Consider the following 22,638-nt stretch of genomic DNA (forward strand, 5'->3'; position numbering starts at 1 on the left):
GAGTTCGTGGGCGAGTTCGGCCAGTTCCGCGCCGCCGGCCATCTGCGCGGTGAGCTCGTCGAGGGTGATGTCCTTCTTGTCGTAGTAGCCGATGGACTTGCCGCGTTTGAGGAGCAGGAACCGGTCACCGACGGGAAAGGCGTGGTGCGGGTTGTGGGTGATGAAGATGACGCCCAGGCCGCGGTCGCGGGCCTGCAGGATGTAGCGCAGCACCACGCCGGACTGCTTCACGCCCAGGGCCGCGGTGGGTTCGTCCAGGATCAGGACCTTCGCGCCGAAGTACACGGCGCGGGCGATCGCGACGCACTGGCGTTCACCGCCGGAGAGCTGGCCGATGGGCTGCTCCACGTCCCGGAGGTCGATGCCCATCTCGGCCAGTTCATGCTTGGTGATGTCCTTCATCTGCTGCACATCCAGGCTCTTGAACGGCCCGAACCCGGAGGTCAGTTCGGAGCCGAGGAAGAAGTTCCGCCAGATCGGCATCAACGGGACGACGGCGAGGTCCTGGTACACGGTGGCGATGCCGACATCGAGCGCGTCACGCGGGGAGGTGAATTTCCGGTCCTCCCCCATGACCTTCAGGACGCCGTGGTCGTGCTGGTGCAGGCCGGCGATGATCTTGATCAGGGTGGACTTGCCGGCGCCGTTGTCGCCCAGGACGCAGGTGACGCGGCCGTTGTCCACGGCCATGGTCACATCGCTGAGCGCGACGATGTTGCCGTAGTTCTTCCCGACCTTTTCCAGGGCGAGCAGGTGCACCGGGGTGTGGGTCAGCGGGTCCGTTTCGTTCTGCAGCAGGGTCTGCTGGTCGATCTCTTTGGCATTCATGTTCTCGGAGGCCCCTTTACTTCAGTTCCGCGCGGCGCTTGACGATGAGATTGACGATGGTGGCCAGCAGCAGCATCAGGCCCAGGAAGAACTTGAACCAGTCCGGGTTCCACTGCGCGTACACGATGCCTTTGTTGGCCATGCCGAAGATGAACGCGCCGATCGCGCCGCCCACCGCCGAGCCGTAGCCGCCGGTCAGCAGGCAGCCGCCGATCACCGCGGCGATGATGTAGAGGAACTCGTTGCCCACACCCTCACCGGACTGCACGGCGTCGAACGCGAAGAGGTTGTGCATGCCCAGGACCCAGCCGCAGAAACCGACCGCCATGAACAAACCGATCTTCGTGGCTTTGACCGGAACACCCACGGCGCGGGCGGCGTTGGCGTCGCCGCCGGCGGCGAAGATCCAGTTGCCCACCTTGGTGCGCAGCAGCACCCAGGACGCCACGGCCACCAGGACGATCCAGAAGAACACGGTGATCTTCACTTCAACACCGGCAATGTTCACCGACGAAGCGAAGACCGCCCGGGCCGAGGCAAAGCCATCCATCTGCGCGATCGACGGGGACGATACACCGTTGGAGATCATGCGGGTCAGGGCCAGGTTCAGGCCGGTCAGCATCAGGAACGTGGCCAGCGTGACGATAAAGCTGGGCAGCTTGGTCTTCACCAGGATCCAGCCGTTGATGAAACCGATGGTGAGTGACACCACCAGGGCCAGGGCAACACCGACCCAGACGTTGAGGGAGAAGTACCACGCAAACATGGAGGCGGTCAGTGCGGAGCTGATCACTGCAACACCGGTGGAGAGGTCGAACTCGCCGCCGATCATCAGCAGTGACACGCCCACCGCCATGATGCCGATGGTGGAGGATCCGTACAGCACAGTCGCGAACGAGCTCGGCTGGATGAAGGTGGATGAAACCACTGAGAAGAAAACGAACAGGACTATTGCGCCTACCAGGGCGCCGACTTCGGGCCGCCCGAGCAGCTTCTGGAACGGGCTGCGGCGGCCGATCCGCTCATCCGGTGCCAGCGGGGCCGGCTTGGCTAACGTCTGTGTCATGGAAACTCCTTGTTGGTCTGGCTGCGGGAGAACCGATGGCCGGCCCTCCCGCGGCCAGGGATGCCTGCTGGTTAGCGGACGCCCTGCTGGGCGAATTTGAGGACGTCGGCGGCGGAGTCCTTGTCCACAACAGTGGGGCCGGTCAGGACAGGCAGTCCGCCGCCCACTTCGAAGCCGCCACGGTTGAACTGCCACAGCGCATCGATGGAGCCGTATCCCTGCAGCCAGGGCTGCTGGTCCACCGTGAACAGGACCGTTCCGTCCACGATCTTCTGCGCCAGGTCGGCATTCATGTCGAACGACGCCGCCTTCGCGGAGCTGCCGGAGTCGGCGATGGACTTCAGCGCGGTCAGGGTGATGGGGGCGCCGAGGCCGATGATCGCGTCAGCGTCCTTGGTGGCCTGCAGCTTGGCCGTGATGGTGGAGGAAACTTCGGTCATGTCGCGGCCGTTGACATACAGGATCTCGGTGCCGGCTACCTTCGCCTTCACGCCCGCGCAACGCGCTTCCAGGCCCACGTGGCCCTGCTCCTGGATGATGCAGATGGGGTGCTTGAAGTTCAGCGAAGCCAGCTTCTCACCGACTGCCTGTCCGGCGAGCTTTTCGTTTGAGCCGAAGTGGGTGAAGGCTCCGAGCTGCTTGGAAGCGTCTTCACCCGCGTTGAGGCTGACGACGGGGATGCCGGCGTCAGTGGCTTTCTTCAGGGCATCCTTCAAGGCGTCCGGCTTGGCCAGGGTGACCGCGATGCCGTCCACCTTCTGGTCAACGGCCTGTTCGATCAGCTGGGCCTGGCGGCCGCCTTCCGGATCGGAGGTGTAGAGCAGTTCCACGTTGTCCTTCGCGGCGGCTTCCTCAGCGCCCTTGCGGACGATGTCCCAGAAGGTGTCCCCCGCTGCGGCGTGGGTGATGAGGGCGATCTTGATGCGCTCGGTGGTGGCCACCTGGCCGCCGCCTGCGCCGCCACCGCTCTCGGCAGGCTTTCCGCCCGTGCTTGAGCAAGCGCTCAGCGCCATCATCGGCACCACCGCCGCAACGAGAGCCGCCTTGCGCCAGGAAAATTTTGCCACGTTAATCTCCTTTGATCTCAGGTTCCGGGCTGCCACTCTGCAGCCGCCGGAGCACTGTCTACCTAGATCATGGTGATTCAGCTCACTAATGTCAATAGTTTGTCCTGACATTAGGATGTTTTGACGTGAAACGCTGGCATAAGACACCAAAAACGCCGGGGATGACGGCTGATTCCGACATCCCCGGCGCCGCGGTGAGAGCCCTTGATCAGCCCTGGGGGCACGCTCCTCAGCCGTGGAAGCTGGCGGGATGCGGCCCGGTGCGCCCGTCCCGTTCCAGGGCGTCAATGGCTTCCAAATCCTCCACGGTGAGGGTGAACCCGAAGACATCCAGGTTCTCCCGGATCCTGGCGGGGGTCACCGATTTGGGAATGACAACCCTCCCCTGCTGCAGGTGCCAGCGCAGCACAACCTGCGCCGGGCTACGGCCATGCCGTGCTGCGATATCGACGACGGCGGGGTGGTCCAGCACCGCACCCTGCGCCAGCGGGCTCCAGGCCTCGGTGGCTATGCCGTGCGCATCACCGAACGCCTGGACGTCGCGCTGCTGCAGGGCAGGGTGGAGCTCCACCTGGTTGACCGCAGGAACTGTTCCGCCCAGCTCAATCACCCGCTGCAGATGCTCAGGGAGGAAGTTGGAGACTCCGATGGCCCGGACCCTGCCGTCCGTCAGGAGCTGCTCCAGGGCCAGCCACGAGTCGGCGTACCTGCCGGATTCCGGAGCAGGCCAGTGGATCAAATAGAGGTCAAGGTAATCGAGCCCGAGCCTGGCCAGGCTTGCGTCGAACGCGGCAAGGGTGGCCTCGCGGCCGAGGTCGTCAATCCAGAGCTTGGAGGTCACGAACAGCTCCTCGCGGGTGATGCCGGACCCAGCCAGCGCGCGGCCGGCGCCTTCCTCGTTTCCGTAGATGGACGCCGTATCGATGCTTCGGTAGCCGGCGGCAAGGGCGGCGCTGACCGCCGCCGCGGTTTCGTCGTCGGGCACCTGGAAGACGCCGAAGCCGAGCTGCGGCATTTCCACGCCGTTGTTGAGCGTGACGGAGGGTATGGAAGTCATGGCTACTCCTGTGTTGGTGGTCTTCAAGTCAGCGGGCACCGGCGGGCGCTTCAACACCGGCGGGTGCTTCAACAGCGGCGGGTGAGTCGCCACCAGCGGGTGCGGGGACTGCCGCCGTCGTACCGTTGTCGGCGCGCCTGCCGGCCTTGGCGGCGGCGAAAGCCATCACACCGAGCCCGAGGACGGTGATCACCGCACCGGCCCAGATCGGTGAGGTGTAGCCGAGCCCGGCCGTGATGGTCACGCCGCCGAGCCAGGCGCCAAGGGCGTTCCCCACGTTGAAGGCACCGATATTGGCACCGGACGCCAGGGTGGGGGCGCTGCTGGCGTACTTCATGACGCGCATCTGGAGTCCGGGGACCGTGGCGAATCCGAAGCCGCCCATCAGCACGATGGAGGCAATGGTGAGGGGCTGGTTGCCGGCAGTCAGGGCGAAGGCCACGAGGACCACCACCAGCACCGCAAGGACAACCAGCAGGGTGCGGTCCACATTGCGGTCCGCGGCCTTGCCGCCCACGGTGTTGCCGACGAACAGTCCGACGCCGAAGAGGATGAGGAGCCAGGGCACCGTGGAGGCTGCGAATCCGGAAACTTCGGTGAGGGTGAAGGCGATATAGGTGAAGGCGCCGAACATGCCGCCGTAACCGAGGATGGTGACCAGGATGGACAGCCAGACCTGGCCGGAGCGGAAGGCGCGCAGCTCGCCCCGGAGGCCGCCGGAGGAGGCTTGGGCAGCCGCGTCGCCGTGGCCGGTCCTGGGCACCAGGGTCAGGATGCCGATCAGGGCGAGGACGCCGATGACCGTGATGGCCCAGAACGTGGAGCGCCAGCCCGCGGCCTGCCCCAGCATGGTGCCGAACGGCACGCCCAGGACGTTGGCGGCCGTGAGTCCGGTGAACATAAAGGCGATGGCACCGGCTTTTTTGGTGGGGGCAACCATGTCAGCGGCCACCACGGCACCGATACCGAAGAACGCACCGTGGGCCAGTGCGGCAACGATCCGGCCGACCATCATCATGGAGTAGCCGGGGGCGATGGCCGAGATCAGGTTGCCGGCAATGAACAGCACCAGCAGGACGGCAAGCACGGGCTTGCGTTCAAAGCGCGTCACTGCCGCGGTGAGCAGCAGGGCGCCGACGACGACAGCGAGGGCGTAGCCGGAGATCAGCCAGCCGGCCGTGGCCTCGCTGACACCGAAGTCGGCAGCAACCTCGGGCAGCAGGCCCATGATCACGAACTCGGTGAGTCCGATCCCGAACCCGCCGAGGGCGAGGGCTAACAGGCCAATAGGCATGGCGAAGCTCCTTCAAAACTGTACGGAATGGGGTAGGGCGCGTAAGCTAGTAGTTGCAGACGCGTTATTTATTGTTGCACAAGCAGATACAGCGCGCAAGCAACTATTATTTGTTGTGCCCCGTTTCACACGTCCGCGGGGTACGCCATTTCGAAGGGAAGTACACATGGGCATCAAGGACGACGCCGTTGAAGTCCGCGCGCAAGGGTGGCGGACCCTCGCGGCCCTGCACGGACTGATCGAGTCGGAACTGGAACGCTCGCTGCAGGCCGAAGCCCAGCTGTCCGTCGTCGAATACACCGTGCTCGATGCCTTGAGCCGGCAGGACGGCTGGCACATGCGCATGCAGCAGCTGGCCCGTGCCACCGCACTGAGCGCCAGCGCCACCACGCGGCTGGTCAACCGGCTCGAGGACCGCGGCCTGCTGACGCGGATCCTGTGCGCGGACGACCGCCGCGGCATCTACACCGAACTGACGGAGAGCGGCATCAAGCTGCTGGACGAGGCACGTCCTGCCCACGACGCCACCCTGGAGCGGGCCCTCGCCGAAGCCCAGGAGATCCCGGAGCTAGCCCCGCTGGTCGACGCCCTGCCCAGGCTGCACGCACACGCCTAGGCAGACAACGCAAAAGCCCCGCGCCGCGCCGAAGCGCGCCCGCGGGGCTTTTGCTGTGTGGCCTTGCTTCCGTGCGTGGCCTTATTTCACGTCGGCCGGATCCTTGACCGCCGTTTTCTCGGCAGCGGCGTTCTTGAAGTAGTGCTCCAGGTCCTCGAGGCTCTTGTCCTTGGTTTCCGGCACTACCCGTTTCACCCAGACGATGGCCGCCAGCTGGATGGCAACGAAGATGAAGAAGGTGGTCGAAACGCCGATCGAAGCCACCATCTGCGGGAAGAAGAACCCGATCAGGAAGTTGATCATCCACAGCACGAACACGCAGATGCCCATGCCGATGCCGCGGACATGCAGCGGGAAGATTTCGGACATCGTCAGCCACGTCACCGTGCCGATGCAGGACTGCATGGAAGCCAGGAAGGTCACCATGAACAGCAGCACCAGGTAGCCGCGGAGCGTGCCTTCCGGGATCAGCATGGAGATCAGGCCGATCGCCAGCAGCGACGATGCCGTGCCGGCCAGGCCCACGACCAGCATGGACTTGCGGCGCACCTTGGTCATCAGGGACATGCCGATGATGACGGCCACGACGGACGTCACACCGTTGACCACGTTGGCCAGGAGGGCGCCCTGGTCACCGAAACCGGAGCTGGAGAGGATGGACGTGCCGTAGTACATGATGGCGTTGACGCCGCTGATCTGGTTGATCACCGCCATGCCCAGGCCCACCACGAAGATCCTGCGGATCCATGGCACGGTGAGGTCCCGGAACGTTCCGAGCTTGGACTGGTAGTCCTCGCGGGCCGCCTGCCGCACCTCATCGAATTCGGTGGAGACGTCGGCCGAGGCGCGGGTCTTGCGCAGCACCTCGAGGACCTCGCCGAAGCGTCCGGCGGACGCCAGCCAGCGGGGGCTCTCGGGGAGGAGGAGCATGCCGAACCAGAGGACGACGGCGGGCAGCGTTGCGATGACCAGCATCCAGCGCCACACGTGGGAGGCTTCCGGGAAGGCGTTGCCCAGGACTGCGTTGAAGGTGAACGCCAGGAACTGTCCCGTGACGATCATAAGCTCGTTCTGCGTCACGATCCGGCCGCGCTGGGCGGCCGGCGACATTTCCGCGAGGTACACCGGCACGATCACCGATGCCCCGCCCACGGCCAGGCCCAGGACCGTGCGGGCCAGCACCAGCAGTTCGGTGGTGGGCGCCAGGGAACAGGCGATGGTGGAGAGCGCGAAGATGATCGCCAGCGCCATGATGGTCTTGCGGCGGCCGAACCGGTCGGACAGCCGGCCGGCGGTGATGGCGCCGAACGCCGCGCCGAACAGCAGGGTCGAGGTGACCAGGCCCTCGGTCAGAGGGGTCAGCCCGAGGTCCCGCTGCATGAACGGCAGGGCACCGTTGATGACGCCGGTGTCGTAGCCGAAGAGCAGGCCGCCGAACGTCGAAAACAGGGCCACCCGCCGCATGAATCCCTTGGGATTGGGTGTTGCTGCGGCAGAATCCGCCGGGCCGGCCTGCGGCCGTGCCGGAGCACTGGGAAGTGTATTTTCCGTTTGCTTCATAGGGCGGCCGCTACCGGGCTTTCGCGATGTAGTTGTTCATCGTGTCCAGCTGGTAGCGGGAAACCTCGGCGGCGTTCTCGTCCTCGGCGAACACGCTGGACACCATCACGGTGTCTTCGCGGTCCAGGAAGCCGATCTCCTGCAGGCCGCCGAAGAATTCTTCCCAGTTCACGTCGCCGTCGCCGATCTTCAGGTGCTGGTGGACGCGGACCGCGTTGCCGGGCGGGTTGGTGATGTAGCGCAGGCCGTGCGAGGCGTGGTGGTTCATGGTGTCTGCCACGTGGACCAGGCGGAGCTTGTCCCCCGCGGCGCGCATGATGTCCAGGGGTGCGTTCTTCATGTGGAAGCTGTGCGATGCCACGTAGACCAGGCCCACGTTCTTTGAGTTCAGGCCGCGAATGACGCGGATGGCGGCCAGGCCCTCCTCCACAAAGTCATCCGGGTGCGGATCGATCAGCAGGTCGATGCCCTCGCGTTCGATGATGGGCAGCAGCTCTTCCATGGAGCGGTAGAAGGCGCGCTCGGATTCTTCGGCTTTCTCCGGGCGTCCGCTGAACTCGGTGTTGATGGTGCTGACCCCGAGGTCCACGGTGATCTGGATGACGCGCTTCCAGTAACGGACGGCGGCTTCGCGGGCATCCTCGTCCGGACCCGACCAGCGGAGCACCGGCAGGACCGAGGCGATTTCGATCCCCACATCCTTGCAGGCCTTGTTCAGCTGGCCCACCAGTTCGTCGTCGGCCTTCGGGTGGTTGTAGAACGGGATGAAGTCGGCGTGCGGGGTCATCTGCATGTACTTGTAGCCGAGGTCCGCCACCACCCGGGGAAATTCGAGCAGGCCGTGCGAGTGGTGGAACGGCGTTGGATCAAGTGCGATTTTCACGTGGAACACTCCATTGTGGATGAGTCAGGTTGTGCGAGGGACGGGACGGAAAGGGAAGGGAGCCGCGGCCCCCTTCCCTTTCCTCCTAGCTGTAGAGGGCGGGCTTGGCGTTCAGCTTCACGGCGACCTTTTCGCCGTTCTTCTGCGCCTCGACGCCGGCCTCGCAGCATGCTGCGGTGGCGTAGCCGTCCCAGGCGGTGGGGCCGCCGATTTCGCCGCGGAGGGCGGCGTCCACCCAGGACTGGATTTCGACGTCGTAGGCCGCGCCGAAGCGCTCTTCGAAGCCGGGGGTCACGTTGCCGCCCCAACGGCCGGCGCTGCGGGTGTAGGGGCCCTTGTCGCCGCCGATGCTGACGATTCCGTCTTCGAAGGAGGCCTGCGTGGCCACTTCGTAGCCGAACTTGGCGTTGACGTAGATTTCGACGTCGGCCAGGACACCGGACTCGGTTTCCACCAGGACGTGCTGGGGATCGTGCTGGCCGGCCGGAGCGTTCTTCGTGGCCTTGCCCAGACGGACCTGGACGCTGGTGATTTCCTCTCCGGTGAAGTACCGGATGGCGTCGAATTCGTGCACCACGGAGTCGTTGATCAGCATCTCGTTGGTGAAGCCGGCAGGGGTGGTGGGGTTGCGGTGCTGGTGGTGCAGCATCAGCAGTTCGCCGAGTTCGTGGTCGCGGATGACCTGGCCCAGGGCTGCGTATTCGGCGTCGAAGCGGCGCATGAAGCCCACCTGGATGCGCTTGTGGCCCAGCTTTTCCTCGGCCTCGACGATCTTCCATGCTGATGCGGCGTCCGGGGTGAGCGGCTTTTCGCAGAGGATCGGGATGTCCTTGGCGAGGGCCTTCAGCAGGATGTCCTCGTGCAGGAAGCCCGGCGTGGCGATCAGGACGGCGTTGACGTCGCCGTTGTTGAGGGCTTCGTCGGCGTCGGCCAGGGCCACTGCGCCCGGGATGCCTTCGATGGCAGCCTGTGCACGCGCAAGGTCGACGTCGACTACCGCGGCGACTTCAGCGCCGTGGATGCGCTTGCTGAGGCGCTGGATGTGGTCCGCGCCCATGCGGCCGGCGCCGATGACGGCGACGCGAAGGGTTTCAGTCATTGTTCTTTTCCTTACGTTTCGGGTGCCTGGGCGGCGGTTAGTTGACTGCCGTGCGGGAGCCGCAGGACAGCAGGTAGTTGCGGGTACGCTTGGCGATCGGCATGGGGACGTCGAAGGCCACCGGGTACATGTCCTGCTCCACGATGCCGAAGATGGGCCGGTTCAGTGCCTCCACTGCTTCGATGACGGCGCGCAGGTCGGGCAGCCCGTTCGGCGGCTCGGTCATGACGCCGGCAAGGTTGGCTGCGGCCCAGGTCATGTTTTCCTCGTTGACCTTCTTGAGGATGTCCGGGTTGATCTGCTTCAGGTGCAGGTAGCCGATGCGGTCCGGGTAGTTCTTGATGAGCTCCAAACTGGAGGCCCCGCAGTATTCGGCGTGGCCGGTGTCCAGGCAGAGGTTCAGGTACTTCGAGTCAGTTGCGGCCAGGAGGGTTTCGATGTCCTCCTGGGCTCCGACGTGGGAATCGGCGTGGGAGTGGAACTGCTGCTTGAGGCCGAAGTCCTCCAGCAGGGTCTTGCCCAGCCGGTTGTGCCCGGCGAACAGGTCGCTCCAGGCCTTCTCGGTGAGCTGGCCGCTTTCCACGGCTTCACCGGTGACGTCATCGCGCCACATGGCCGGGATGACCACGATGTGTTCCCCGCCCATGGCAGCGGTGAGCTCGGCGACCTTGCGGGCGGGCTCCCAGGCGGACTCCCACTGGTTCAGGCCGCGGTGGAAGGCGGTGAAGACCGTTCCGGCGGTGACCTTCAGGTCGCGGGCCTTGAGCTCCTCGGCCAGCCGGGCGGGGTCGGTCGGCAGGTAGCCGTAGGGGCCGAGTTCGATCCACTTGTAGCCGGATTCGGCCACTTCGTCGAGGAAGCGCTCCCACGGGGTCTGCTTGGGGTCGTCCGGGAACCAGACGCCCCAGGAGTCCGGTGCGGTGCCGATGATCAGTTTGTTCTCAGTCATGACAGCGTTGTCTCTCTGGGTGTTAGTTGGACGGGAAGTTGTAGGAGGCACCCGAGGCGTGGGTGGGCTCCGGCCAGCGTGATGTGACTACCTTGCCACGGGTGTAGAAGGACACGCCTTCCGGGCCGTAGATGTGCTTGTCGCCGAACAGTGAAGCCTTCCAGCCGCCGAAGGAGTGGTAGGCCACCGGGACGGGCAGCGGCACGTTGATGCCGATCATGCCCACGGTCACAGAGCGCTGGAACTTGCGGGCGTTGGCTCCGGAGGAGGTGAAGATGGCGGTGCCGTTGCCGTACGGGTTGGAGTTGATCAGCGCGATGCCGGCGTCCAGGTCCTCCACGCGGACCACGACGAGGACGGGGCCGAAGATTTCCTCGGTGTAGGCGGTCATTTCGGTCTTGACGTGGTCCAGGACCGTGGGGCCCACCCAGAAGCCGTCCTCGTGGCCGGGGACCACCAGGTCGCGGCCGTCCACCACCATGGCAGCGCCGGCGGCTTCGGCCTCGGTGACGATCTTGACGATGCGTTCCTTGGAGGCGGGCGTGATGACCGGGCCCATTTCGGCGCCGGGCGCGGTGCCGTTGTTGACCTTGACGGCGAGGGCGCGCTCTTCGACTTTCTTGACCAGCAGTTCGGCGGCATCGCCGACGGCGACTGCGACGGAGATGGCCATGCAGCGTTCGCCGGCGGAACCGAACGCGGCGGCAGCCAGGTGGTCGGCGGCGTTGTCGAGGTCGGCGTCGGGCATCACGATGGCGTGGTTCTTCGCGCCGCCCAGGGCCTGGACGCGCTTGCCGTGCTTGGTGGCGGTCTCGTGGACGTACTGGGCGATCGGGGTGGAGCCGACGAAGGAGATGCCGTCCACGTCCGGGTGGGTCAGCAGGCCCTCAACAGTTTCCTTGTCGCCGTGCAGGACCTGGAAGACGCCGTCGGGCAGGCCGGCCTGCTTCCACAGCTTGGCCAGCAGCATGGAGGCGGAGGGGTCGCGCTCGGAGGGCTTGAGGATGAAGGCGTTGCCGGTGGCGATGGCCATCGGTGCCATCCACAGCGGCACCATAACCGGGAAGTTGAACGGGGTGATGCCGGCGACGACGCCGAGCGGTTCGCGGAAGGAGAACACGTCGATGCCGGTGGAGACCTGGTCCGAGTAGTCGCCCTTGAGCAGCTGCGGGATGCCGCACGCGAACTCGATGACTTCCAGGCCGCGGCCGATCTCGCCCTTCGCGTCGGAGAGCACCTTGCCGTGCTCGGCGGTGATCAGTTCGGCGAGGTCATCCACATGCGCGGCGACGAGTTCGCGGAACTTGAACAGCACCGCGGTGCGCTTGGCCAGGGAGATGTCGCCCCAGGAATCGGCGGCCTTGCGGGCCGCGGCCACGGTGGCGTCCAGGTCCGCCCGGTTGGCCAGACGCAGCTCTGCCGAGACGGCGCCGGTCGCGGGGTTGTAGACGGGCTGGGTGCGGGTGCCTTCGCCGGCGGTTTCGGCCCCGTTGATGAAGTGGTTGATCGTGGTGGTGACGGTCGTCGTTGACATGGTGTGGGACTTCCTTGGTCTGTGGGGAAAGAGGGCTGCGTGTCTGGAAATTCAGCCGAGCAGCTTGCGCTGGCGGTTCTTGTGGTCGGTGTAGGTCTTGAAGGCCTGCTGCGTGGAGTCCAGGTCGGAGACCTGGGAGACGGGAACGTCCCACCATGACTCGGAGTTCGGGGCATCCAGCAGGGGGTCGGATTCGACGTGGATCAGGATGGGTCCGCCGCGCTCCGGTGCGGCCTTCGCGTCGCGGATGGCCTGTTCGAGTTCGGCGATGACTTTCTCCCCCGGTTCGATCCGGATCACCTTCACGCCGAGGCTTTCGGCGTTCAGGGCCAGGTCCACCGGGAGGGTTTCGCCTTCGTCGAAGCTGTGCTGTTCCTCGTTCAGGGCGCGGTACTGGGTGCCGAAGCGCTGTGAACCGAGGGATTCCGAAAGGGACCCGATGGAGGCGTAGCCGTGGTTCTGGATCAGGACCACGATCAGCTTGATCCGCTCGGCGACGGCGGTGACCAGTTCGGTGTGCATCATCAGGTAGGAGCCGTCCCCCACCATCACGACGACGTCGCGCTGGGCACCGCCGGCGGCGGCTTCCGCCAGGGCGGCGCGCTTGACGCCCAGGCCGCCGGGGATTTCGTAGCCCATGCAGGAGTAGGCGTATTCCACGTGGTAGCCGAAGGCGTCGCGGACGCGCCACATCTTGTGCAGGTCACCGGGCAGCGAACCGGCGGCGCAAATGACGACGTCCTGGGCATCCATGGCCCGGCTGGTGGCTCCGATGATTTCGTTCTGGGCCGGCAGCGGCGTGAACCGGGTGTCGAACGCTTCGTCAACGGTGGCGTCCCAGCGCTTCTTCTCCGCAGCGACCTGCTGTTCAAGGTCGGCGCCGACGCGGTAGCCGCCCAGCGCCTGGTTGAGCTTGATCAGGGCCTTGCGGGCATCGGCCACGATCGGCAGCGTGGTGCCGTGCTTGTAGGCATCGATGGCAGCGACGTTGATGTTGATGAACTTCACGTCCGGGTTCTGGAACGCGGTCCGCGATGCGGTGGTGAAGTCCTCGTAGCGGGTGCCGATCCCGATGATCAGGTCCGCCTCGGCCGCGATGGCGTTGGCCGCCGTCGTGCCGGTGGAGCCGATGGCTCCGAGGGAGAACTTGTGGTCCCACGGAAGGACGCCGACGCCGGCCTGGGTGTTTCCCACCGGGATGCCGGTGAGGTCGGCGAACTTGGCGAGTTCATCGTTGGCGAAGGCGTACAGGACGCCGCCGCCGGCGATGATCAGCGGGCGCTTCGCGGCGCGGATCGCAACGGCAGCCCGGCGGATGTCCTCGTCGTCGGCGTCGGGGCGGCGGATGCGCCATTCGCGTTCGGCCAGGAATTCCTCGGGCACGTCAAAGGCTTCGGCCTGGACGTCCTGCGGCAGCGAGATGGTGACGGCGCCGGTTTCGGCCGGATCCGTCAGGACGCGGAGACCGTGGTGGAACGCGGAGAACAGCTGTTCGGGCCGGTTGACCCGGTCGAAGAACTTGGACAGCGGCCGGAAGGCGTCATTGACCGTGATGTCGTAGGCGTAGGGCTGTTCAAGCTGCTGCAGGACCGGGTCCGCGGCGCGGGTGGCGAAGGTGTCGCTGGGCAGCAGCAGCACCGGCAGGCGGTTGGTGGTGGCCAGGGCCGCGCCGGTCAGCAGGTTCGAGGAGCCGGGCCCGATCGAGGTGCTGATGGCGAACGTCTGGCGGCGGCGGGTGTGGCGGGCGTAGCCCACGGCCTGGTGGGACTGCGCCTGCTCGTTGCGGCCCTGGTAGTACGGCATGATCGTCGGGTCGGCAGCCTGGTACTGCTTGAGGGCCTGGCCGACGCCGGCAACGTTGCCATGGCCAAAGATGCCGAACGTTCCGGGGATCAGGCGCTCCCGGTAGTCCAGCCCGCCGACGGAATCAACGGTGTACTGCTTGGAAAGGTACTCCACCACGGCCTGGGCCACGGTCATTCGACGGGTTCCGGCGGCGTTGCCAGTTCTGATCCCCATGGGAATTACTCCGATACTTCTGCGGTGTGGGCTGATGCGGTGTGGTGCAGGAGGGAGGCGGCGGTGGCCACGGCGCCGGCAACATCGCCGTCCTGCGGGTACAGGAGGGTCCGGCCGACCGTGAGGCCCTGCACGCCGGGGAGGGCCAGGGCGGCTTCCCAGGTGGCGAACACTTCGTCCTGGGTGCCTTCCGGGTCTCCGCCCAGCAGCACGGTGGGCATGGTGGTGGCGGCCATCACGCGCTCCATCTCGGCCACCACGGGGAGTTTCATCCAGGTGTAGGCACTGGTGGAGCCGAGGCCTTCGGCGATGGCGATGGATTTGATGACGGCGTTGGTGGAGAGGTCGTTGCGGACCTTGCCGTTTTCGCGGACGGACAGGAAAGGCTCCACCATGGCGATCAGCTTGCGTTCGGCGAGGGAGTCGATGGCCTTGGCTGTCGCTTCCAGCAGGGCCACGGTGTCGGTGTCGCCGAGGCAGATGCGGGTGAGCATCTTGCCGCCGTCGGCCCCGAGCGCTTCCAGTGCGGCGGCGGTGTGGCCGGTGAAGCGGTCATCGAATTCGTTGACCAGGCCGGAGAGCCCGCCGCGGTTCATCGATCCGAAGAGCAGCTTGCCGTCGAGTGCGCCCAACAGCAGCAGGTCGTCCATGATGTCCGGGGAGGCCAGCACGCCGTCCACGTCCGGGTTTGCCAGTGCGATCTGCAGCCGGTCCAGCAATTGGCGGCGGTCCGCCATGGCCACGGGATCATTGCCGACGGCGAGGGCGCCGCGGGCCGGGTGGTCCGCCGCGACGATGAAGTTCTGCCGGCCGTACTTGAGGCCGGGGTGCCGGCGCCGGGCCTTGGCGGCGCGGGCCACAGCCTCCGGGTCCTCCAGGCGGATGGTGCTCAGGTGGGCGTAGCGGCGGGGATCGTCGTCGAGGGCATTGTTCGAGGCGATGGGTGTGAGGGTCACAGTGCTGCTCCTTCAGTGGCGAACTGACCGGGAACCAGGCGGCCGCGCTCGGCCAGCAGTGAGGTGACCTCTTCCGGCGTCGGCATGGCGTCGGCGCAGGAGAGGCGGGAGGCGACGATCGCGCCGGCGGCGTTCGCGTAGTCGAGGACTTCGGCGAGGCTCCAGCCGGACAGTAGTCCGTGGCAGAACGCTCCGCCGAACGAGTCACCGGCACCTAGGCCGTTGACGGTCTCCACCGGAACGGGGGCGGACACTACGCGCTCGGTGCGGGTTTTGGCCATCACGCCTTCGGGGCCGAGCTTGACGACGGCGATTTCGACGCCGGCAGCCAGGAGCCGGTCGGCCTGCTCGTCCGGGGTGCCCTCACCCACAGCCACGGCGCATTCCTTGTCGTTGCCGATCGCCACCGTGACATGCGGCAGGATCCTGGCGACCTGGGCCCGGGCTTCCTCTTCCGACGCCCAGAACATGGGGCGGTAGTCCAGGTCCAGGATGGTGTACTGGCCGATCCTCAGCTTGTCCCGGTCCCGCGCTTCGTGGGCTTTGATGTGGGCTTCGCGGCTGGGCTCCTGGCACAGGCCGGTGACGGTGGACCAGAAGATCCCGGCGTCCCGGATGGCGTCAAGGTCCAGCTCGTCGGCCTTGATCTGCAGGTCCGGTGCCGTGGGGAAGCGTCCGTAGAAGTAGAGCGGGAACTCGTCCGTGGCCGGCTTGATCGCGCAGAACGTCACCGCGGTGGGCCATTCCTTCACCGGTGCAACGAACGTGTCATCAACACCAAATTTGTGGAGTTCGCGGTGCAGGTACTTTCCGAAGGCGTCATCGCCGGTGCGGGTGATCACTCCGGTCCGGCGGCCGTGCCGGGCGGCTGCGACAGCCACGTTGGAAGGTGATCCACCGAGGTACTTTCCGAAGGACGTGACGTCCTCCAGATCAACCCCGATGTCATTCGGGTAGATATCAACGCTGATGCGCCCGATCGTGAGCAGTTCGTGGGTCACGGTAATCGCGGACCTTTCTGGTTTGAACTCTGTACCTCTGAACAGATAGAGCTCCGGTTCCTGGCGGACCCCCGTGAGCGGGGCCACAACCACTACTTTGCCCTAGAATTATTGTCCTGTCAAAGGTTTGTACTGACATATTTACAACTTGGCATAGCGCGGTGAAATGGCAGCCTCCGGGCCGCACCCCGCGGGCTGAAGTGCGGCGATTATTTGCGCGGAACGGCCAGTTCGCCGGTGACATACTGGGCCCGCCCGAAGCCGAAAGACCAGTCGCCGGCAGTGTTCTCCACATACCCGATGAACACGTCTTCACCGGCCACACCCAGCTCCGCCAGCCTCCCGGCGATGGCCGCAAAGAGGGACTGCTTCGCATCCTGGCTCCGGCCGCCCTGGGTAAAAATCTGGATCATCACCACATCCGGCGTGCGCTCAAAGCCGAGTCCGGCATCCTGGGCGAAGATCTGCCCGCGGGGGTGTTCGGTGAGGACGTGGAAATAGTCGCGCTCCGGAATCCCGTACTCGGCCAGGATCGCATCGTGGATCCCCCGGCTGAGGCGGCTCAGATCCTCGGGGCTGCGCCCCTGGTTCACATCAATTCGTACCAGCGGCACATTAGCTCCTTAAGTAGTTTGTCCTGACATGCTAACAAAGTACATCCACGAAGGACAAGGCCCGTCGGAAATGACCCCTTGCCACGGATCCCGTTCCGGGCGTAGCCTTAAACAACCAAAAGGTTGATAAAGCAATTGATTGATTACATATTCACTGTTTTGACAACTGGCAACGGACGGGGTGATTGGCAGGCCATGGACACCGGCGACGACGAACTGCTCGACGCAGCCTTCCTGGCCCTGGCCGACCCGGTCCGCCGCCGCATCATCTCCCGGCTCAGCCGGGGCCCGGCCACCGTAAACGAACTGGCGGAACCCTTCGCGATCACCAAGCAGGCGGTCTCGAAGCACATCCAGGTCCTCGAGCAGGCACAGCTGGTCACCCGCACGCGTGACGCCCAGCGCCGGCCCGTCCACCTGAACCCCGCACGGCTGGAGGCGCTCACCGCATGGATCGACCAGTACAGGCTGGTCCGCGAGGGGCAGTTCCGCAGCCTTGATGCCGTGCTCCACGCAAACGCCGCTCCACGCGGCACTCAGGCAAAGGATTCGTGATGAGCAATTCCTTGAAACTCTCCGTTCCGGAGGGGCAGCCCTTCATCGAGTACGAGCGGGAGTTCGATTTCCCGGTTGCGGATGTCTTCCGCGCCCACAAGGAGCCGGAGCTGATCGCCCAGTGGCTGGGCCCCCGCAGACTCCGGATGGACATCGACCACTACGATTTCCGCACGGGCGGAAGCTACCTCTACACGCATACGGCACCAGACGGCCAAAGCTACGGCTTTAGCGGCATCTTCCACACCGTCCGGGACAATGAGTTCGCCGTCCAGACCTTCGAATTCGACGGTTATCCGGACGTGGTCAGCATCGAGTACCTCACCTTCGAGGACCTGGGCGGCGGCCGGTGCCGCCTGACAGGGCACTCCGTCTACCCCAGCCAGGAGGCCCGCGACGGCATGGCGCAGTCCGGCATGGAAGGCGGCATGACGGAGGGCTACGAGCGGCTCGACGAGCTCCTCAGCGGCGCGGCCACCGACACGTCCAGCACGGGCCAGCGGAAGGCAGGAAAGGTGACGGCATGAGCAACGCGCTGAAACTCCTGGCCCCGGAGAACGTGCCGTTTGTGGACTCCGAGCGCGAGTTCGATTACCCGGCGGCAGCTGTCTTCCGCGCCCACTCCGATGCGGAGGTGTTCCGGCAGTGGATCGGACCGCGGGAATTGAGCACGAGGATCGACGTCTTCGACTGCCGCCCGGGCGGAACGTACCGCTTCGTGCAGGAGGGGCGGGACGGCCGCCAGCACGCGTTCCGCGGTGTCTTCCATACGGTCCGCGAGAACGCCTTCGTGCTGCAGACCTTTGAGTATGAGGGCTACCCGGACACCGTGACCCTGGAATTCGCAACATTCCAGGATCTGCCGGGCGGACGCTCCCGGCTCACCGGCCGTTCCGTGTATCCCAGCGTCGAGGCCCGCGAGAGGTTCCTTGCCGACGGCATGGAATCCGGCATCGCCGCCGGCTACGACCATCTGGACGAGCTGCTCGGCCGGTCCCCCGCCGGGTCCGCCGCTTAAGCCGCTTACGCCGCTTAAAAGAAAAGTACGACGGCGTCCGGTCACCTTCCAAGGGGAAGGCGGCCGGACGCCGTCGTACTCTAAAACATTCCTGCGGGCAGGGGGCGTGACCTAGAGGGTCGCGAAGACCTCGCGGAGGAGCTTGGCGGTCTCGGACGGCGTCTTGCCGACCTTGACGCCGGCAGCCTCGAGGGCTTCCTTCTTGGCCTGTGCGGTGCCCGCGGAGCCGGAGACGATGGCGCCTGCGTGGCCCATGGTCTTGCCTTCCGGAGCGGTGAAGCCTGCCACGTAGCCGACAACCGGCTTGGTGACGTGAGCCTTGATGTAGTCAGCGGCACGCTCTTCGGCGTCGCCGCCGATCTCGCCGATCATCACGATCGCCTTGGTCTCGGGGTCGGCTTCGAAGGCTTCCAGCGCGTCGATGTGCGTGGTGCCGATGATGGGGTCGCCGCCGATGCCGATGGCGGTGGAGAAGCCCAGGTCGCGCAGCTCGTACATCATCTGGTAGGTCAGGGTACCGGACTTGGAGACCAGGCCGATGGGGCCCTTGCCCGTGATGTTTGCCGGGGTGATGCCTACGAGGGCCTCACCCGGGGTGATGATGCCGGGGCAGTTCGGTCCGATGATGCGGGTGATCTGCTTGCCGTTGGCGTCAACCGTTGCCTGCGCCAGCGCCCAGAACTCGGCGGAGTCCTGTACCGGCACGCCTTCGGTGATGACGACGACCAGGCCGATGCCGGCCTCGATGGCTTCAACGACGGCGTCCTTGGTGAATGCCGGCGGGACGAAGACGATGGAGACGTCGGCGCCGGTCTCGGCCATGGCTTCCTTGACGGTGCCGAAAACGGTGATTTCGTTATCGCCGTGCAGGACCGTGGTGCCGGCCTTGCGTGCGTTGACGCCGCCAACAACGTTGGTGCCGGCCTTGAGCATCAGGGCGGTGTGCTTGGTGCCTTCGCCGCCGGTGATGCCCTGGACGATGACCTTGGAGTCCTTGTTCAGATAGATCGACATGGTGCGTCCCTTTACTTAGCTGCGTTGGCGAGCTCGGCGGCCTTGTCGGCGCCCTCGTCCATGGTGGCGGCCAGGGTAACCAGCGGGTGGTTGGCCTCGGCCAGGATGCGGCGGCCTTCCTCGACGTTGTTTCCGTCGAGGCGGACGACCAGCGGCTTGTTCGCGGAGTGGCCCAGCTCGGCCAGTGCTCCGACGATGCCCTTGGCCACGGCGTCGCAGGCGGTGATTCCGCCGAAGACGTTGACGAACACGGACTTGACCTGCTCGTCGCCCAGGATGACGTCCAGGCCGGCTGCCATGACCTCGGCGGAGGCTCCGCCGCCGATGTCCAGGAAGTTGGCCGGCTTGACGTTGCCGTGGTTTTCACCGGCGTAGGCAACGACGTCCAGGGTGGACATGACCAGGCCGGCGCCGTTGCCGATGATGCCGACTTCGCCGTCCAGCTTGACGTAGTTCAGGTCCTGCGCCTTGGCCTTGGCCTCGAGCGGGTCAGCAGCGTCCTTGTCTTCCAGGAGTGCGTGCTTGGCGTGCCGGAAATCGGCGTTTTCGTCCAGGGTCACCTTGCCGTCAAGGGCAACGATGTCGCCGGCGCCGGTCTTGACCAGCGGGTTGACCTCCACCAGGGTGGCGTCTTCCTTCTTGAAAACGTCCCAGAGCTTCAGGATGACGTCGGCGACTTTGCCGCGCAGTTCCTCAGCGAAGCCGGCAGCGGCAACGATTTCGTCGGCCTTGGCCTGGTCGATGCCCACTGCGGGATCGATGGCGACCTTGGCCAGGGCGTCGGGGCGTTCGACGGCGAGCTGTTCGATTTCCATGCCGCCTTCTACCGAGCACATGGCCAGGTAGTTGCGGTTGGCCCGGTCCAGGAGGACGGAGAAGTAGTATTCCTCGGCGATGTCCGCGCCCTGGGCAATCATGACCTTGTTGACCGTGTGGCCCTTGATGTCCATGCCCAGGATGTTGGTGGAGTGCTCCAGCGCCTCATCGGCGGTCTTAGCGACCTTAACGCCGCCGGCCTTGCCGCGGCCACCGACCTTAACCTGTGCCTTGACGACAGTTACGCCGCCGATCTTCTCGGCAGCTGCCTTTGCTTCTTCAGGGGTGTGCGCCACGATGCCAGCAAGCACGGGTACACCGTGCGCCTCGAACATATCGCGCGCCTGATATTCAAACAGGTCCACGGTTTAGTGTCCTTCTACGTCGAAGTAGTTTCTGTACAGCCGGACCCCACGTAATCGTGGTTACCGGGCTGCGGAATAAACGCACCCTGCGACAGGTTAGGAAACGAGCCACACGGCGCAATGCTCCTCTCGGAACTCTAGTCCTTTCTTCGGACCGGCCCGTTCCAGAGTACCCGTTATGTGAGTAAGGACACTATTCTATGGAGCGTAGAAAAACCCCTAGATTACGGGGATTTTGGCGCCACTGAGGGCGTTGCGGAGGGGTCCGCGCCCGCTCCGGAAACTAGTTCGTAATGGTCCCGCGAAATGAAGAAAGCAACGCCGGCCGAGACGTTTCCGCAGGCCACACCGTTGTTGTAGGCCGAGCAGCGAAGGCCGTTCCGCTCAAGGTTCTGTCCGTCCGCCAGGACGGGGAGCTGGGAGATGGAGCCGGCTTTGGTGCCCTTGGGCCCGAATTCCGCTTCCATCCGGGTTACACCGGAGCGGCATTCCCCGTACGTCGCCTTGTCCGGGGTGAGCAGCGCGGCGCCGCCGAGGTAGCCCAGGCCGGTGCCGGCACAGTCGTCGGTCACGTCGGCGGCTTCGGGTTTGGGGTAGACGGCGAGTTCGCAGTGCGCCACCGGGACGATGGCCAGCTTGTTGTTGGCGGCGTCGCTGTAGGCGTTCTGCTCGTACGGCAGGTTGATGTGCTCGCCGCGTTGCGACGTCAGCGAACAGACGGCGCTGTGATCGGCAGTGACGAAGCTCAGCACGCCTTCCCCTGCGGAGAACGGGGCGGCGTCCGCCACCGGGGCCTGCTTGAGCTGTTCCAGCGCGGAAAGCGGCGGCGGCGGGACGTAGTCCGGGTCCTCCCGGGTGATGGTGCACGCAGTGCAGGCCAGCAGGATGAGGGCGGCCAGGATCCCCGGTACAGTCCGTCGCATGGCCTCCATTATGCCGTCACCGGCTAGGAGCCGGCGGCAGGTCCTGCACTTTCGACGACGGCGGCAGCCGCCTCGGCGGGGTCCGCCTGGTCAAACTGCTCACGCATCTGCGCCGCCCGCCTTTTCCAGGCAGGATCCCCCAGGACGTCAGCCACCGCCCGGGCAATGTCGCCGGACCTGGGCGCCTCGGTCCGCAGGCTGATGCCCACGCCGGCGTATTCCACGCGGGCGTTGACGTCGCTCTTGCCCTCGTTGATGCCGGACACCACCAGCGGAACGCCCTTGGACAGGCTCAGCTGCACGCCGCCAAAACCGCCGTTACTGATGAACACATCGGTGTGCTCGAAGACTTTGGCGAAATCCACGTAGTCGCGCACCATGATGTTGGGCTGCGGATACCGGGCCTTCAATTCCTCGGTGCCACGGCCGCCGGTGGCAACGATCACCAGCGCGTCCAGGTCCTTCACGGCTTCGAGCGCAGGGACGATCAGCTTGCCTTGGTCGATGTTGTCCACGGTTCCCTGCGTCACCACGATGGTGGCCGGGTAGGACCGCGGCCGTGCCCCGTCGTCGCCCGGCACCACCTCTGCTGAGCGGGCACCTTCCGCCCCGGGGCCGACAGCCTCCGCTGCCCGGTAGGGAAGAAGCGCGCCGACGTAATGGACCTTCGGATTGACGGTCCGGCGCGGGAAGTCCAGCGACTCCGGGCCCGTTTGGATGACGGCAGCCGCGCAGCGGTACGGTTCATCGGTCAGCCGTCCCCGGCGGGGGACCTCCTGGCCGTACGCCGCGTGCTGCCGCCTGTAGCTCTGGCTGGCAGGCCGGAGGATGACCTTGTCTGACAGCAGCCCCGCCGCGGCCTGGGCGGCTTTTTCTGCCAGGTTGCGGGACGGCTTGAACCCGAAGAAGAGCGGCGGCACCAGGGGGTCGCTTTCCATGTTGGGAATCGCCACAAACGTCACAACCGGCGTGCTCATCAACCGGGAAACCAGCCGCTGGATGAACATGGAGCTGTCCACCACGGCCACGTCGAACGGGAAGTCGCCGCGGAGCTCCCGGATGTCCTCGAAGAAGTGGCTGATGTTGCTGGCAAAGATCTTTTCGCCGTCGAAGCCGATGGCCCGGGGGCCCTTGAGCCTGGCGCGTTCCGGATACAGCTCGTTCAGGTTGTCGCCCCGGTGCTCAATGGCGCGGCGGAACGGGAAGTGCTGAACCTCGAGCCTGCGCAGTTTGTCCGCGAAGACAGGTCCTGTGTACCAGCCGACGTCGTGGCCGCGCTCCCTGAGCCGCACGGCAACGCCGGTCATCGGATTGAAGTGGCCCTCAATGGCCTGGCTGGCGAACAGGATCTTCATGGTCCCCCCGGACTCGCTTTGAGCCTGAGCGGCTCCGCGCCGCGAGACT

At 65.6% G+C, this 22,638-nt stretch carries 22 protein-coding genes; 4 read left to right on the forward strand and 18 right to left on the reverse strand.

The window, feature by feature from the left end:
- The 5 genes from BS38_RS0113380 to BS38_RS0113400 form a co-directional block, all read right to left on the reverse strand.
- Nucleotides 1–828 (reverse strand): ATP-binding cassette domain-containing protein (locus BS38_RS0113380; RefSeq protein ID WP_043438666.1); only part of this gene is annotated, 828 nt, incomplete at its 3' end.
- Between the two features lie 16 nt (nucleotides 829–844).
- On the reverse strand, nucleotides 845–1,894 hold the full coding sequence (locus BS38_RS0113385) for an ABC transporter permease (RefSeq protein WP_028271272.1): 1,050 nt from the start codon (nucleotides 1,892–1,894) through the stop codon (nucleotides 845–847).
- A gap of 71 nt (nucleotides 1,895–1,965) precedes the next feature.
- Complete coding sequence (locus BS38_RS0113390) at nucleotides 1,966–2,961, reverse strand: substrate-binding domain-containing protein (RefSeq protein WP_028271273.1); 996 nt, start codon at nucleotides 2,959–2,961, stop codon at nucleotides 1,966–1,968.
- 229 nt (nucleotides 2,962–3,190) lie between these two features.
- The gene (locus BS38_RS0113395; protein ID WP_028271274.1) at nucleotides 3,191–4,018 is read right to left on the reverse strand and encodes an aldo/keto reductase; all 828 of its coding nucleotides are present in this window, start codon (nucleotides 4,016–4,018) and stop codon (nucleotides 3,191–3,193) included.
- Nucleotides 4,019–4,046: 28 nt separating this feature from the next.
- A complete protein-coding gene (locus BS38_RS0113400; RefSeq protein ID WP_028271275.1) occupies nucleotides 4,047–5,312 on the reverse strand; it encodes an MFS transporter in 1,266 nt (421 codons plus the stop codon).
- A 166-nt stretch (nucleotides 5,313–5,478) separates the two neighbouring features.
- Between BS38_RS0113400 and BS38_RS0113405 the strand changes: the two genes are divergently transcribed.
- Nucleotides 5,479–5,928 carry a MarR family winged helix-turn-helix transcriptional regulator gene (locus BS38_RS0113405; RefSeq protein WP_028271276.1) on the forward strand — a complete coding sequence of 150 codons (450 nt, stop codon included), beginning with the start codon at nucleotides 5,479–5,481 and terminating at the stop codon, nucleotides 5,926–5,928.
- Between the two features lie 81 nt (nucleotides 5,929–6,009).
- Here BS38_RS0113405 and BS38_RS0113410 read toward each other — a convergent pair whose 3' ends face one another.
- The 9 genes from BS38_RS0113410 to BS38_RS0113450 all read right to left on the reverse strand — a co-directional run bounded on the left by BS38_RS0113410 (nucleotide 6,010) and on the right by BS38_RS0113450 (nucleotide 16,543).
- Complete coding sequence (locus BS38_RS0113410; RefSeq protein ID WP_028271277.1) at nucleotides 6,010–7,488, reverse strand: sugar porter family MFS transporter; 1,479 nt, start codon at nucleotides 7,486–7,488, stop codon at nucleotides 6,010–6,012.
- A 10-nt stretch (nucleotides 7,489–7,498) separates the two neighbouring features.
- A complete protein-coding gene (locus BS38_RS0113415; RefSeq protein WP_028271278.1) occupies nucleotides 7,499–8,371 on the reverse strand; it encodes a sugar phosphate isomerase/epimerase family protein in 873 nt (290 codons plus the stop codon).
- A gap of 85 nt (nucleotides 8,372–8,456) precedes the next feature.
- Complete coding sequence (locus BS38_RS0113420; protein ID WP_028271279.1) at nucleotides 8,457–9,470, reverse strand: Gfo/Idh/MocA family protein; 1,014 nt, start codon at nucleotides 9,468–9,470, stop codon at nucleotides 8,457–8,459.
- 37 nt (nucleotides 9,471–9,507) lie between these two features.
- Nucleotides 9,508–10,419 carry a sugar phosphate isomerase/epimerase family protein gene (locus BS38_RS0113425; protein WP_028271280.1) on the reverse strand — a complete coding sequence of 304 codons (912 nt, stop codon included), beginning with the start codon at nucleotides 10,417–10,419 and terminating at the stop codon, nucleotides 9,508–9,510.
- A gap of 22 nt (nucleotides 10,420–10,441) precedes the next feature.
- Complete coding sequence (locus BS38_RS0113430) at nucleotides 10,442–11,953, reverse strand: CoA-acylating methylmalonate-semialdehyde dehydrogenase (RefSeq protein WP_028271281.1); 1,512 nt, start codon at nucleotides 11,951–11,953, stop codon at nucleotides 10,442–10,444.
- Between the two features lie 51 nt (nucleotides 11,954–12,004).
- On the reverse strand, nucleotides 12,005–13,933 hold the full coding sequence (iolD, locus tag BS38_RS0113435; RefSeq protein WP_028271282.1) for a 3D-(3,5/4)-trihydroxycyclohexane-1,2-dione acylhydrolase (decyclizing): 1,929 nt from the start codon (nucleotides 13,931–13,933) through the stop codon (nucleotides 12,005–12,007).
- A 44-nt stretch (nucleotides 13,934–13,977) separates the two neighbouring features.
- Nucleotides 13,978–14,928 carry a Cgl0159 family (beta/alpha)8-fold protein gene (locus tag BS38_RS0113440; RefSeq protein WP_028271283.1) on the reverse strand — a complete coding sequence of 317 codons (951 nt, stop codon included), beginning with the start codon at nucleotides 14,926–14,928 and terminating at the stop codon, nucleotides 13,978–13,980.
- On the reverse strand, nucleotides 14,925–15,929 hold the full coding sequence (iolC, locus tag BS38_RS0113445; protein ID WP_028271284.1) for a 5-dehydro-2-deoxygluconokinase: 1,005 nt from the start codon (nucleotides 15,927–15,929) through the stop codon (nucleotides 14,925–14,927). Before iolC ends, BS38_RS0113440 begins: the two co-directional genes overlap by 4 nt.
- Nucleotides 15,930–16,138: 209 nt before the next feature.
- On the reverse strand, nucleotides 16,139–16,543 hold the full coding sequence (locus BS38_RS0113450) for a tautomerase family protein (protein WP_028271285.1): 405 nt from the start codon (nucleotides 16,541–16,543) through the stop codon (nucleotides 16,139–16,141).
- Nucleotides 16,544–16,738: 195 nt separating this feature from the next.
- On the opposite strand from BS38_RS0113450, the gene BS38_RS0113455 reads away from it, so the two are divergent.
- The 3 genes from BS38_RS0113455 to BS38_RS0113465 are packed head-to-tail and all read left to right on the forward strand — an operon-like array spanning nucleotide 16,739 to nucleotide 18,116.
- Nucleotides 16,739–17,098, forward strand: coding sequence for an ArsR/SmtB family transcription factor (locus BS38_RS0113455; protein WP_028271286.1), 360 nt, complete (start codon nucleotides 16,739–16,741; stop codon nucleotides 17,096–17,098).
- The gene (locus BS38_RS25135) at nucleotides 17,098–17,625 is read left to right on the forward strand and encodes an SRPBCC family protein (RefSeq protein ID WP_051628903.1); all 528 of its coding nucleotides are present in this window, start codon (nucleotides 17,098–17,100) and stop codon (nucleotides 17,623–17,625) included. The genes BS38_RS0113455 and BS38_RS25135 overlap by 1 nt, the downstream gene beginning before the upstream one ends.
- The gene (locus BS38_RS0113465) at nucleotides 17,622–18,116 is read left to right on the forward strand and encodes an SRPBCC family protein (RefSeq protein ID WP_028271287.1); all 495 of its coding nucleotides are present in this window, start codon (nucleotides 17,622–17,624) and stop codon (nucleotides 18,114–18,116) included. Before BS38_RS25135 ends, BS38_RS0113465 begins: the two co-directional genes overlap by 4 nt.
- Nucleotides 18,117–18,227: 111 nt before the next feature.
- On the opposite strand, the gene sucD is transcribed toward BS38_RS0113465, so the two are convergent.
- From sucD to BS38_RS25140, 4 genes are all read right to left on the reverse strand, one after another.
- The gene (gene sucD / locus BS38_RS0113470; protein WP_028271288.1) at nucleotides 18,228–19,130 is read right to left on the reverse strand and encodes a succinate--CoA ligase subunit alpha; all 903 of its coding nucleotides are present in this window, start codon (nucleotides 19,128–19,130) and stop codon (nucleotides 18,228–18,230) included.
- 11 nt (nucleotides 19,131–19,141) lie between these two features.
- Nucleotides 19,142–20,311, reverse strand: coding sequence for an ADP-forming succinate--CoA ligase subunit beta (gene sucC / locus BS38_RS0113475; RefSeq protein ID WP_011690680.1), 1,170 nt, complete (start codon nucleotides 20,309–20,311; stop codon nucleotides 19,142–19,144).
- 224 nt (nucleotides 20,312–20,535) lie between these two features.
- Nucleotides 20,536–21,243 (reverse strand): hypothetical protein, encoded by a 708-nt coding sequence (locus BS38_RS0113480; RefSeq protein ID WP_028271289.1) that lies wholly within the window; start codon nucleotides 21,241–21,243, stop codon nucleotides 20,536–20,538.
- Between the two features lie 14 nt (nucleotides 21,244–21,257).
- Entirely contained in the window at nucleotides 21,258–22,589 is a 1,332-nt protein-coding gene (locus BS38_RS25140; RefSeq protein WP_051628904.1) for a glycosyltransferase, read from the reverse strand.
- Between the last annotated feature and the right edge of the window lie 49 nt (nucleotides 22,590–22,638).

Source organism: Arthrobacter sp. UNC362MFTsu5.1, assembly GCF_000685965.1.
Lineage (GTDB): Bacteria > Actinomycetota > Actinomycetes > Actinomycetales > Micrococcaceae > Arthrobacter.

Coding starts and splice junctions, on each gene's coding strand:
- BS38_RS0113430 (WP_028271281.1), bottom strand. CDS start 11,953: ATGTCAACGACGACCGTCACCACCACGATCAACCACTTCATCAACGGG.
- BS38_RS0113455 (WP_028271286.1), top strand. CDS start 16,739: ATGGACACCGGCGACGACGAACTGCTCGACGCAGCCTTCCTGGCCCTG.
- iolD (WP_028271282.1), bottom strand. CDS start 13,933: ATGACCGTGGCCCAGGCCGTGGTGGAGTACCTTTCCAAGCAGTACACC.
- BS38_RS0113480 (WP_028271289.1), bottom strand. CDS start 21,243: ATGGAGGCCATGCGACGGACTGTACCGGGGATCCTGGCCGCCCTCATC.
- sucD (WP_028271288.1), bottom strand. CDS start 19,130: ATGTCGATCTATCTGAACAAGGACTCCAAGGTCATCGTCCAGGGCATC.
- BS38_RS0113385 (WP_028271272.1), bottom strand. CDS start 1,894: ATGACACAGACGTTAGCCAAGCCGGCCCCGCTGGCACCGGATGAGCGG.
- BS38_RS25140 (WP_051628904.1), bottom strand. CDS start 22,589: ATGAAGATCCTGTTCGCCAGCCAGGCCATTGAGGGCCACTTCAATCCG.
- BS38_RS0113420 (WP_028271279.1), bottom strand. CDS start 9,470: ATGACTGAAACCCTTCGCGTCGCCGTCATCGGCGCCGGCCGCATGGGC.
- BS38_RS0113465 (WP_028271287.1), top strand. CDS start 17,622: ATGAGCAACGCGCTGAAACTCCTGGCCCCGGAGAACGTGCCGTTTGTG.
- BS38_RS0113395 (WP_028271274.1), bottom strand. CDS start 4,018: ATGACTTCCATACCCTCCGTCACGCTCAACAACGGCGTGGAAATGCCG.
- BS38_RS0113400 (WP_028271275.1), bottom strand. CDS start 5,312: ATGCCTATTGGCCTGTTAGCCCTCGCCCTCGGCGGGTTCGGGATCGGA.
- BS38_RS0113410 (WP_028271277.1), bottom strand. CDS start 7,488: ATGAAGCAAACGGAAAATACACTTCCCAGTGCTCCGGCACGGCCGCAG.
- BS38_RS0113425 (WP_028271280.1), bottom strand. CDS start 10,419: ATGACTGAGAACAAACTGATCATCGGCACCGCACCGGACTCCTGGGGC.
- BS38_RS0113405 (WP_028271276.1), top strand. CDS start 5,479: ATGGGCATCAAGGACGACGCCGTTGAAGTCCGCGCGCAAGGGTGGCGG.
- BS38_RS25135 (WP_051628903.1), top strand. CDS start 17,098: ATGAGCAATTCCTTGAAACTCTCCGTTCCGGAGGGGCAGCCCTTCATC.